The organism is Streptomyces sp. NPDC097129 (genome assembly GCF_055668065.1).
Genome location: NZ_JBVOQE010000001.1, coordinates 246,432 through 258,187, shown reverse-complemented (window position 1 = coordinate 258,187; position 11,756 = coordinate 246,432). Strand labels below are relative to the sequence as shown.

Sequence of the window (11,756 nt, the reverse complement as noted above, 5' to 3'; positions counted from 1 at the left end):
CTCGGCCCGTACTTTCTTTCGGGCCGCCGCTCTGTGATGCGAAACCGGCCCACCCGGATCACGAACACCCCGCGAAAAAGGTTCCGCGCGACGTCACAACGGCATTCTTGTTGCCGTTACCGGTTCGTGTCACTCGCCTGTGGACAAGTGGCTGCGATATGTCGGGCCTTGCGGCCTTTCGGCCCTGGGAACGCCGGATTTCGCGAACGATGCGTGAGGAGAACGCGGGGGCGGGACCGGGAAAGGGCTTCAGCGACCGTCGTGGCCGTGCCGACCGTCCTGGCCGGGCCGACCGTGCCGGCTGTGCATGCCGTGCCGGGCGGGCTGGTCGGCGTTTTCGGAGTCGTCAGCACGTCACTCACGCGACGTGACCCACATGGGTAACGCAGGCGGTGCCGAACGGGTGAATTCCGGGGATCCGGCGCTACGCGCGCGTGCCGGTGCGCGACGCGCAGGCCGGTTGATTGACCGCGAGACAGGGTGGACTAAAGTGACGCGAAGCGGGAGGCGAGGCCCTCCCCACAGGACGTCCCGTCCCCCGTAAGAACCCTGCAAGACCCCGGCGTGCTGTCCGGAGATCTCCCACGTGCGCGGCGCGTACGTACGGCTCGGCCTCCTCCCGCTCCCGGTCGGCCGCCGCCGTGAGGCGCCGGTCGGCCTCCCCTTCTGGGAGCGGGCGGGGACCCGGCGGTGCGGAGCGTTCGCGCCGGACCTGAGAGGGCCCCTTGAGTCAGAGTCGACACGTCCCGGTGATGCTCCAGCGGTGTCTGGACCTGCTGGCGCCCGCCCTGCAGGAGCCGGGGGCGGTCGTCGTCGACTGCACCCTGGGCCTGGGCGGCCACAGCGAGGCGCTGCTGACCCGCTTTCCCGAGGCCCGGCTGATCGGCCTCGACCGCGACAAGGAGGCGCTGCGGCTGTCCGGGGAGCGGCTCGCGCCGTACCAGGACCGCGCCACCCTCGTGCACGCCGTCTACGACGAGCTGCCCGAGGTCCTCGACCGGCTCGGCATCGCGCGCGTGCAGGGGGTGCTGTTCGACCTGGGCGTCTCCTCCATGCAGCTGGACGAGGCGGACCGCGGGTTCGCCTACGCGCAGGACGCGCCGCTGGACATGCGCATGGACCAGACGACCGGCGTCAGCGCCGCGGAGGTGCTGAACACCTATCCGCCCGGGGAACTCGTCCGCATCCTGCGCGCGTACGGCGAGGAGAAGCAGGCCAAGCGGATCGTGGCCGCGATCGTGCGGGAGCGGGAGAAGGAGCCGTTCAGCAACAGCGCGCGGCTGGTGGAGCTGATCCGGGACGCGCTGCCGCAGGCCGCCAAGCGCACCGGCGGCAACCCGGCCAAACGCACCTTCCAGGCGCTGCGCATCGAGGTCAACGGGGAGCTGTCGGTCCTGGAGCGGGCGATCCCGGCCGCGGTGAAGACGCTCGCGGTGGGCGGACGCGTCGCCGTCCTGTCGTACCAGTCCCTGGAGGACCGGCTGGTCAAGCAGGTCTTCGCGGCCGGCGCCGCCACCACCGCGCCGCCCGGGCTGCCCGTCGTGCCCGAGCGTTACCAGCCCCGGCTCAAGCTGCTCACCCGTGGTGCCGAACTTCCCACCGAGGAAGAGGTCGCCGAGAACCGCCGGGCGGCCCCCGCGCGGCTGCGCGGCGCCGAGCGCATCAGGGAGGACGTGGAGTGAGCCAGGCGACGCGGCGGGCACGCGGGGGGACCGCCGCCCCCCGGCGGCCGGAGCCGGCGACACCCGCGGCACGCGAGAGGTCCTTCCGGCTCGGGCGATCACGACAGCCGATGACGACCGCGACACCCGGCGGGGGTGTCCGGCCGCGGCGGCCGATGGCGGCCGGGGCCATTGGCGTGAGTGTCCGCCGGGCGGGCACCCGCCCCGGCCTCCGGTTCGGCACCCGCCCCGGCCTCCGGTTCGCCCTTCGGTTCGGCACCCACCCCGGCCTCCGGCCCGGCACCCACCCCGGCACCCACCGCAGCCCCCGGCCCGGCACCCGCCCCGCCCTCCACCTCGGCACCCGCCTCCGCCGTCACGTACCTCCGCCGTCACGTCGGTCTGCGACCCCTGGGGAGGGCGAGTGACCAAGAAACCGCAGTTGAAGGGCCGGGCCGCGCGGCTTGCCCGGTTGTTTCCGGGGGCTGGGCGGGGGCAGGCGGCCCGTACGCCGTTCGTCCTGCTCGTCGTCCTGCTGCTCGGCGGCGGTCTCATCGGGCTCCTCGTGCTGAACTCCGCGCTCAGCGAGGGCTCCTTCAAGCTGGACGACCTGCAGAAGGACACCAAGTCGCTCACCGACGAGGAGCAGGCCCTGCAACGCGACGTGGACGCCTACTCCGCCCCCGAGGCCCTGCAGCGCCGCGCCCGCGAGCTGGGCATGGTGCCGGGCGCCGACCCCGCCTTCCTCGGCCTGGACGGCACCGTCAAGGGCTTCCCCTCGCCCGCCGCCGCGGAGCCCGAGGACGCCCCGCTCGTCCTCGCCCCCGAGGCCGCGCCCACCGGCCAGGCGCCGACGCCCACGGCGTCCCCCTCGGCCACCCCCTCCCCGACGGCGGCAGTGACGGCGACCGCACCCGCGGCCACCGCCTCCCCGGCGGCCCCCACCACGCCCCAGCCCCAGACGACGCCCCCCGGCAGGTGACGGAAGTGGTCGATGACTTCGGCAGGAAACCGCCGCGCCGCCGCGTGCCCGGCCCGGCCCGGCCCAGCCGGCCCGCCCGGTCCGGGGCGGGCCGACGGCAGCCCGGCCCCGGCGCGCGTCCGGCGCGCCGCCCCGCGCCGCGCGGGGCCGCCGCCCCGCGCACACTGCGGCTCGCCAGTGCGCGCCCCCGGCTGCGCCTGGTCGGCCTCGGCCTGACCCTCGTCATGGCGGCCTTCGTCTTCCGCCTGCTCCAGGTGCAGGCCGTCGACGCCAGCACCTACTCGGCCAAGGCCGAGCAGAACCGGTACGTCGTGCACACCCTGGCGGCCGAGCGCGGCGGCATCACCGACCGCAACGGCGTCGCCCTGGCGGCGAGCGTCGACGCGTACGACATCACGGCCGACCCCACGATGTTCACCCGCAAGCAGCTCAAGATCGACGACGGTCCCGAGCAGGCGGCCGCGCTGCTCGCCCCGATCCTCGGCCAGGACCAGGCGGCCCTGGTCAAGAAGTTGCGGCCGAAGGACAAGGACCTGCGCTATGTGCGGCTCGCCCTGAGCCGCACCCCGCAGGTGTGGACGCAGATCAAGGACCTCAGGCTCGCCCTCGCCAAGAAGGCCCGGACGGACAAGTCCACCGTCAACGTCCTCGCCGGCGTCTTCGCCGACCCCAGCAGCAAGCGGATCTACCCCAACGGCGACCTCGCCGCCGGGATACTGGGCTGGGTCAACGCCGACGGCCGCGGCGGCGGCGGCATCGAGCAGCAGCTGAACAAGACGCTCTCGGGCAAGGACGGCAAGATCCGCTACGCCCAGTCCGGCGGCCGGCAGGTACCGACCGCGGGCTCCACGGAGACGCCCGCCGTGCCCGGCTCCCAGGTCGAGCTGACCATCGACCGCGACATCCAGTGGGCCGCGCAGAACGCCATCACCGACCAGGTGAAGAAGTCCAAGGCCGACCGCGGCTACGTCATCGTCCAGGACACCCGCACCGGCCAGATCCTCGCCATGGCCAACTCGCCCGGCTTCGACCCGGGCGACCTGCGGCACGCCGACCCCGCCGCGCTCGGCAACGCGGCCGTGCAGGACGCCTACGAGCCCGGCTCCACCGCGAAGGTGATGTCGATGGCCGCCGTACTGGAGGAGAACGCCGCCACGCCGCTCACGCACGTCGTCGTGCCGAACCGGCTGCACCGCGGCGACCGGCTCTTCCAGGACGACATGGACCACGCCACCTGGTACCTCACGCTCAACGGCGTGCTCGCCAAGTCCTCCAACATCGGCACCATCCTGGCCACCGGCCAGCTCGGCAAGACCCAGCCGCAGGCGAACCGGGTGCTCTACTCCTACCTGCGCAGGTTCGGCATCGGCAGCTACAGCGGCCTCGACTTCCCCGGCGAGACCAAGGGCATCCTCGCGCCGCCCGGACAGTGGTCGACCTCGCAGCAGTACACGATCCCTTTCGGCCAGGGCTTCTCCATCAACGCCATCCAGGCGGCGTCCGTCTACTCGACCATCGCCAACGGCGGAGTCCGCGTCGAACCCACCCTCGTCCGCGGCACCAAGGGACCCGACGGGCGCTTCACCCCCGCCCAGAAGCCCCAGGAGACAAGGGTGGTGAGCGCCAAGACCGCCAAGACGCTCGCCCAGATGCTGGAGTCGGTGGTGGACGACGAGCAGGGCACGGGCATCAAGGCGCGCATCCCCGGGTACCGGGTGGCGGGCAAGACCGGCACGGCCAACCGCGTGGATCCGGCCACCGGCCGCTACAAGGGCTACACCTCGTCCTTCGCCGGGTTCGCGCCCGCCGACCAGCCGCGCATCACCGTGTACTGCGCGATCCAGAACGCCACCGCGGGCAGCTACTTCGGCGGCCAGATCTGCGGTCCCATCTACAAGCAGGTGATGGAGTTCGCGCTCAAGACCCTCCAGGTCCCGCCGACCGGCGCCCACCCCGCGAACCTGCCGGTCTCCTACCAGCCGTGACCGGGCCGGCCCCCGGCCCTGTTTCCCCGCCGTGACCGGGGCCGGCCCCGGCCCCGTCCCCGACCAGCCCTGACCCCCGCCGACCCCCGGACCCGACCCCCTGCCGATCAGCGCGACCAGCCAGGAACGAGCCGTGACCATGATCACTCCCCAGCCCGGGAACCAGAGCGCCTCCAGCCCCTCACTTCGCTCAGGGGCGGGTGCGCCCGGTACGCTCACCGCCGTGCCACACGCTGATCAGTCCCACACCACCCAGAAGGGCGCTTCCGTGACATATCCGGGACCGCCCCGGCCGGCCGAGGTCTCCGCCACACCCCTCGCGGACCTCGCCGACCAGCTGGGGATCCAGCAGCCGGAGAGCGCCGCGGCGGTCACGGGCATCACCCACGACTCACGCGCCGTCCGCCCCGGCGACCTGTACGCCGCACTGCCGGGCGCCCGCGCGCACGGCGCCGACTTCGTCACCCAGGCCGCGAGCCTGGGCGCGGCCGCGGTGCTGACCGACCCGACCGGCGCCGAGCGCGCCGAAGCGACCGGCCTGCCGGTCCTGGTGGTCGACGACCCGCGCGGGCGGATGGGCGAACTGGCGGCCACGCTCTACGGCCACCCGGGCCGGGACCTGCTCCAGATCGGCATCACCGGCACCTCGGGCAAGACCACCACCGCCTACCTCGTCGAGGGCGGCCTGAAGACCGCCCGCACCACCGGCCTCATCGGCACGGTCGAGATGCGGATCGGCGAGGAGCGCATCAAGTCCGAGCGCACCACCCCCGAAGCCACCGATCTGCAGGCGCTGTTCGCGGTCATGCGCGAGCGCGGCGTCGAGGCGGTCGCCATGGAGGTCTCCAGCCACGCGCTGGTGCTCGGCCGGGTCGACGGCTGTGTCTTCGACATCGCCGTCTTCACCAACCTCAGCCCGGAACACATGGAGTTCCACTCCGACATGGAGGACTACTTCCGGGCCAAGGCGCAGCTGTTCACGCCGAAACGCAGCAAGCGCGGCGTGGTCAACCTCGACGACGACTACGGCCGCCGGCTCGCGAAGGAGGCGACCGTCCCGGTCGTCACCTACTCCGCCGAGGGCCACCCCGACGCCGACTGGCGCGCCGAGGACGTCGAGGTCGGCACCATGGACTCGACGTTCACCGTCATCGGCCCCGACGGGCAGCGCATCCGCGCCAAGTCGCCGCTGGCGGGCCCCTTCAACGTGGCGAACACCCTCGCCGCCCTCGTCGCCCTCGCCACGGCCGGCCTCGACCCGCAGACCGCCGCCGACGGCATCGCCGCCGTACCCGGTGTGCCGGGCCGTCTGGAGCGCGTCGACGCCGGGCAGCCCTACCTGGCGGTCGTCGACTACGCCCACAAGACCGACGCCGTCGAGTCGGTGCTCAAGGCGCTGCGCAAGGTCACCAAGGGCCGCCTGCACATCGTGCTCGGCTGCGGCGGCGACCGGGACAGGACCAAGCGGGCGCCGATGGGCGCCGCCATGGCGCGGCTCGCCGACACCGCCGTACTGACCTCCGACAACCCCCGCTCCGAGGACCCGCTCGCGATCCTCGCGACCATGCTCCAGGGCGCGGCCTCGGTGCCCGCGCACGAGCGCGGCGAGGTGGTCCTCTTCGAGGACCGCGCCGCCGCGATCGCCGCCGCCGTCGACCGCGCGCAGCCCGGGGACACCGTGCTGGTGGCGGGCAAGGGTCACGAGCAGGGGCAGGACATCGCCGGGGTGGTCCGTCCCTTCGACGACCGCCAGGTGCTTCGCGAAGCAATCCAGAAGACCCAGGGATGAACCAGTGATCGCCCTCTCCCTCGCCGAGATCGCAAGCGTCGTCGGCGGGCAGACGTACGACATACCGGATCCGTCGGTGCAGGTGACCGGGCCGGTGGTCCGGGACTCCCGCGAGGTGGAGCCCGGCAGCCTCTTCGTCGCCTTCGTCGGCGAGCGCGTGGACGGCCACGACTTCGCCGATCAGGTCGTCCGGGCGGGCGCGGCCGCCGTGCTCGGCTCGCGCCCCGTCGGCGTGCCCGCGATCGTCGTGGACGACGTCCCGCGCGCCCTCGGCGCCCTCGCCCGCCATGTCGCCCAGCGCCTCGGCGCGACCCTCGTCGCGCTGACCGGTTCGGCGGGCAAGACCAGCACCAAGGACCTCATCGCGCAGGTGCTCCAGCGCAAGGCGCCGACAGTGTTCACGCCCGGTTCACTCAACAACGAGATCGGGCTGCCGCTGACCGCCCTGTCCGCCACCGAGGAGACCCGGTTCCTCGTGCTGGAGATGGGTGCGCGCGGCATCGGGCACATCCGCTACCTCACCGAACTCACCCCGCCGCGGATCGGCCTCGTCCTCAACGTCGGCTCCGCGCACATCGGCGAGTTCGGCGGCCGCGAGCAGATCGCCCAGGCAAAGGGCGAACTGGTGGAGTCGCTGCCGCCGCAGGCGGAGGGCGGTGTCGCGGTCCTCAACGCCGACGACCCCTACGTCCGCGCCATGGCCTCGCGGACCAAGGCGAAAGTGGTCTTCTTCGGTGAGTCCGGCGAAGCGGACGTACGCGCCGAGAACGTGCGACTCACGGACACCGGACAGCCTTCCTTCAGGCTTCACACACCCTCCGGTGCAAGCGATGTGACGATGCGCCTGTACGGTGAGCACCACGTGTCGAACGCGCTCGCCGCGGCCGCCGTCGCCCATGAGCTGGGCATGTCCGCGGAAGAGATCGCCACCGCGCTCTCCGAGGCGGGCTCCCTCTCCCGCTGGCGCATGGAGGTCACCGAGCGCCCGGACGGCGTGACCATCGTCAACGACGCCTACAACGCCAACCCCGAGTCCATGAAGGCCGCTCTGCGCGCGCTGGTGGCCATGGGGAAGGGGCGGCGGACCTGGGCGGTGCTCGGCAAGATGGCCGAGCTGGGGGACGAGGCGCTCGCCGAGCACGACGCGGTCGGACGGCTCGCCGTCCGGCTCAACGTCAGCAAGCTCGTCGCGGTCGGGGGCAGGGAAGCCGCCTGGCTGCAACTGGGCGCATATAACGAGGGTTCGTGGGGTGAGGAGTCGGTGCACGTGTCCGACGCACAGGCGGCTGTCGACCTGTTGCGCAGCGAGTTGCGCCCGGGGGACGTCGTACTCGTGAAGGCGTCGCGTTCGGTCGGTCTGGAGGCGGTCGCGCAGGCGCTGCTCGAGACCGGTGCCGAGGGTGAGGTTGCCGCCCGATGATGAAGCAGATCCTGTTCGCAGGAGTCATTGGCCTCTTCCTCACCCTGGTCGGCACCCCGCTGCTGATCAAACTGCTCGCCCGCAAGGGATACGGCCAGTACATCCGCGACGACGGTCCGCGCGAGCACGCCAGCAAGCGCGGCACGCCGACCATGGGCGGTATCGCGTTCATCCTGGCGACGGTCGCCGCCTACTTCCTGGCCAAGGTCATCACCGGCTACGCGCCGACGTACTCGGGTGTGCTGGTCCTAGGCCTGATGGTGGGCATGGGCCTGGTCGGCTTCCTCGACGACTACATCAAGATCGTCAAGCGGCGCTCGCTCGGTCTGCGGGCCAAGGCCAAGATGGCCGGCCAGCTGATCGTCGGCATCGCCTTCGCCGTGCTCTCGCTGCAGTTCGCCGACGCCCGCGGCAACACCCCGGCGTCCACGAAGCTGTCCTTCATCACCGACTTCGGCTGGACGATCGGTCCGGTGCTGTTCGTCGTGTGGGCGCTGTTCATGATCCTCGCCATGTCCAACGGCGTGAACCTCACCGACGGTCTGGACGGTCTGGCCACCGGCGCCTCCGTGCTGGTCTTCGGCGCCTACACCTTCATCGGCGTCTGGCAGTTCCAGGAGTCCTGCGCCAACGCGCTCACCCTCACCAACCCGGGCGCCTGCTACGAGGTGCGCGACCCGCTGGACCTCGCCGTGGTGTCCTCCGCGCTGATGGGCGCCTGCCTCGGCTTCCTGTGGTGGAACACGTCGCCCGCCAAGATCTTCATGGGGGACACGGGCTCGCTCGCCCTCGGCGGCGTGCTCACGGGTCTGGCCATCCTCTCCCGCACGGAGCTGCTGGTGGCCATCATGGGCGGCCTGTTCGTCCTCATCACCATGTCGGTCGTCATCCAGGTCGGCTCCTTCCGGCTCACCGGCAAGCGCGTCTTCCGGATGGCGCCGCTCCAGCACCACTTCGAACTCAAGGGCTGGTCCGAGGTCCTTGTGGTGGTCCGCTTCTGGATCATCCAGGGCATCTGTGTGATCGTCGGACTGGGCCTCTTCTACGCGGGATGGGCAGCGGACAAGTGACCTCCTCGGTGTCCCCGGACTTCCAGGGCAAGCGCATCACCGTCGCCGGGCTCGGCGTCTCCGGCGTGCCGGCGGCCAAGGTGCTGCACGCGCGCGGGGCCCTGGTCACGGTCGTCAACGACGGCGACGACGCACGCGCGCGTGAGCAGGCCGCCGAACTTGAGGCGCTCGGCGTCACCGTGCGCCTCGGCGACGGCGACACCCTGCCCGAGGGCACCGAGCTGATCGTCACCGCGCCGGGCTGGAAGCCCACCAAGCCGCTGTTCCAGGCGGCGGAGAAGGCCGGCGTCGAGGTCTGGGGCGACGTCGAGCTGGCCTGGCGGCTGCGCGGGCCCGACGCGGCCCCCTGGCTGTGCGTGACGGGCACCAACGGCAAGACCACCACCGTGCAGATGCTGGCCTCCATCCTGAAGGCCGCCGGGCTGCGCACCGCCGCCGTCGGCAACATCGGCGTCTCCCTGCTGGACGCCGTCCTCGGCGACGAGACCTACGACGTCCTCGCCGTGGAGCTGTCCAGCTACCAGCTGCACTGGGCGCCCTCGCTGCGCGCCCACTCCGCGGCCGTGCTCAACCTCGCCCCGGACCACCTGGACTGGCACGGCTCCATGGAGGCGTACGCGCGCGACAAGGGCCGTATCTACGAGGGCAACCGGATTGCCTGCGTCTACAACGTCGCCGACAAGGCCACCGAGGACCTGGTGCGCGAGGCGGACGTCGAAGAGGGCTGCCGCGCCATCGGGTTCACGCTGGGTGCGCCCGCGCCCTCCCAACTCGGCGTCGTCGACGGCATCCTGGTCGACCGCGCCTTCGTCGAGATGCGGCACAAGAACGCCCAGGAGCTCGCCGAGGTCTCGGACGTCAACCCGCCGGCCCCGCACAACATCGCCAACGCCCTTGCCGCGGCGGCCCTCGCCCGTGCCTTCGGAGTGGAGCCCCGGGCCGTACGCGACGGTCTGCGGGACTTCCGTCCGGACGCCCACCGCATCGCGCACGTCGCGGACGTGGACGGCGTCGCCTACGTCGACGACTCCAAGGCCACCAACACGCACGCCGCGCAGGCCTCGTTGGCGGCATATGAGCCGATCGTATGGATTGCGGGCGGTCTGGCGAAGGGCGCGACCTTCGACGAGCTGGTCGCGGGGGCGGCGAAGCGGCTGCGTGGCGTGGTCCTCATCGGCGCCGACCGGGCCCTCATCCGGGAGGCCCTCGCGCGACACGCCCCGGAAGTACCCGTCGTCGACCTCGACCGGACCGACACTGGGGCGATGCTCCAGGCTGTCCAGGAGGCCCAGCGGCTCGCCGAGCCCGGCGACACGGTGCTGCTCGCCCCGGCCTGCGCCTCCATGGACATGTTCGCCAACTACAACCAGCGCGGCGACGCGTTCGCTCAGGCCGTGTCCGAACTCGGCGCCTGACCCGGCCGCCTGGCGCCGGGCGACCTCGGGAGGGACGCGTGGGACGCGCGATGCGCAGCGGAGGCGCTGATGCCCAGTAGCCGTACCGGCCGGCCGCCCGTGCAGCGGGCCGTACGCCGGCCCCCCGCCCCCCGCCCACCCCGCGACAACGCCGTCACCCGGGCGTACGCGCGGGCACGGCGGGCCTGGGACCGGCCGCTGACCGCCTACTACCTGATCGTCGGCGGCAGCGCGCTGATCACCGTCCTCGGCCTGGTGATGGTCTACTCGGCCTCCCAGATCACCGCGCTGCAGATGGGGCTGACCGGCTCGTACTTCTTCCGCAAGCAGCTGCTGGCCGCCGTGATCGGCGGGGCGCTGCTGTACGCCGCCTCCCGGATGCCGGTGAAACTGCACCGGGGGCTCGCCTACCCGATCCTCGCGGGCGCGGTGTTCCTGATGGCCCTGGTGCAGGTGCCGGGGATAGGGATGGCGGTCAACGGCAACCAGAACTGGATCTCGCTCGGCGGCTCCTTCCAGATCCAGCCCAGCGAGTTCGGCAAGCTGGCGCTGGTGCTGTGGGGCGCCGACCTCATGGCGCGCAAGCAGGACAAGAACCTGCTCAACCAGTGGAAGCACATGCTGGTCCCGCTGGTGCCGATGGCGTTCCTGCTGCTCGGGCTGATCATGCTCGGCGGCGACATGGGCACGGCGATCATCCTCACCGCGATCCTGTTCGGCCTGCTGTGGCTCGCGGGGGCGCCGACCCGGATGTTCGTCGGTGTGCTGTCCGTCGCCGCCCTGATCGGTGTGACCCTGATCAAGACCAGCCCCAACCGGATGGCCCGCCTGGCGTGCATCGGCGCCACCGACCCCGGGCCGGGGGACAGCTGCTGGCAGGCCGTGCACGGGATCTACGCCCTCGCCTCCGGCGGACTGTTCGGATCCGGACTCGGTGCCAGTGTGGAAAAATGGGGCCAACTCCCCGAAGCGCACACCGACTTCATCTTCGCCGTCACCGGTGAGGAGCTGGGTCTGGCGGGGACGCTGTCGGTCCTCGCCCTGTTCGCGGCTCTAGGCTATGCGGGTATCCGCGTGGCCGGACGCACGGAGGACCCCTTCGTGAGGTACGCCGCGGGAGGCGTGACGACCTGGATCACCGCCCAGGCGGTGATCAACATCGGTGCGGTGCTCGGCCTGCTGCCGATCGCCGGCGTCCCGCTCCCGCTGTTCTCCTACGGGGGATCCGCCCTGCTGCCGACCATGTTCGCCATCGGGCTGCTGATCGCCTTCGCGCGTGACGATCCCGCTGCGCGGGCGGCGCTTGCGCTGCGGCAACCCCGCTTTGGTAGAAAGCGGGGGGCCGGGGGCTCCGGGTCCGCCCGGAGTGCCCGGAGTTGGAACACGATGCGACGGCGCGCCTCGGCGGCGCGCTCGTCCGGAGAGCGGTGAATT

General features: G+C 72.0%; 8 protein-coding genes. All 8 read left to right on the top strand.

Features of this window, described 5'->3' with window-relative positions:
* Nucleotides 1-725 precede the first annotated feature (725 nt).
* A complete protein-coding gene (gene rsmH, locus AC0B9F_RS01170) occupies nucleotides 726-1,682 on the top strand; it encodes a 16S rRNA (cytosine(1402)-N(4))-methyltransferase RsmH (protein WP_471998116.1) in 957 nt (318 codons plus the stop codon).
* A gap of 403 nt (nucleotides 1,683-2,085) precedes the next feature.
* Nucleotides 2,086-2,643, top strand: a complete 558-nt coding sequence (ftsL, locus tag AC0B9F_RS01165) for a cell division protein FtsL (RefSeq protein ID WP_471998115.1) — start codon at nucleotides 2,086-2,088, stop codon at nucleotides 2,641-2,643.
* Nucleotides 2,644-2,648: 5 nt separating this feature from the next.
* Entirely contained in the window at nucleotides 2,649-4,628 is a 1,980-nt protein-coding gene (locus AC0B9F_RS01160) for a peptidoglycan D,D-transpeptidase FtsI family protein (protein WP_471998114.1), read from the top strand.
* A gap of 133 nt (nucleotides 4,629-4,761) precedes the next feature.
* Nucleotides 4,762-6,417: a UDP-N-acetylmuramoyl-L-alanyl-D-glutamate--2,6-diaminopimelate ligase gene (locus AC0B9F_RS01155; RefSeq protein ID WP_471998113.1), complete on the top strand. Its 1,656-nt coding sequence runs from the start codon at nucleotides 4,762-4,764 to the stop codon at nucleotides 6,415-6,417.
* Nucleotides 6,418-6,421: 4 nt separating this feature from the next.
* On the top strand, nucleotides 6,422-7,837 hold the full coding sequence (locus AC0B9F_RS01150; protein ID WP_471998112.1) for a UDP-N-acetylmuramoyl-tripeptide--D-alanyl-D-alanine ligase: 1,416 nt from the start codon (nucleotides 6,422-6,424) through the stop codon (nucleotides 7,835-7,837).
* Complete coding sequence (gene mraY, locus AC0B9F_RS01145) at nucleotides 7,837-8,907, top strand: phospho-N-acetylmuramoyl-pentapeptide-transferase (protein ID WP_361632849.1); 1,071 nt, start codon at nucleotides 7,837-7,839, stop codon at nucleotides 8,905-8,907. The genes AC0B9F_RS01150 and mraY overlap by 1 nt, the downstream gene beginning before the upstream one ends.
* Nucleotides 8,889-10,322 (top strand): UDP-N-acetylmuramoyl-L-alanine--D-glutamate ligase, encoded by a 1,434-nt coding sequence (gene murD / locus AC0B9F_RS01140; RefSeq protein WP_471998111.1) that lies wholly within the window; start codon nucleotides 8,889-8,891, stop codon nucleotides 10,320-10,322. The genes mraY and murD overlap by 19 nt, the downstream gene beginning before the upstream one ends.
* Before the next feature lie 69 nt (nucleotides 10,323-10,391).
* Nucleotides 10,392-11,753: a putative lipid II flippase FtsW gene (ftsW, locus tag AC0B9F_RS01135; RefSeq protein ID WP_471998110.1), complete on the top strand. Its 1,362-nt coding sequence runs from the start codon at nucleotides 10,392-10,394 to the stop codon at nucleotides 11,751-11,753.
* Nucleotides 11,754-11,756 lie beyond the last annotated feature (3 nt).

Excerpts from the sequence above, each read along its gene's own strand:
- mraY (WP_361632849.1), top strand. The coding sequence starts at position 7,837 with ATGAAGCAGATCCTGTTCGCAGGAGTCATTGGCCTCTTCCTCACCCTG.
- murD (WP_471998111.1), top strand. The coding sequence starts at position 8,889 with ATGGGCAGCGGACAAGTGACCTCCTCGGTGTCCCCGGACTTCCAGGGC.
- ftsW (WP_471998110.1), top strand. The coding sequence starts at position 10,392 with ATGCCCAGTAGCCGTACCGGCCGGCCGCCCGTGCAGCGGGCCGTACGC.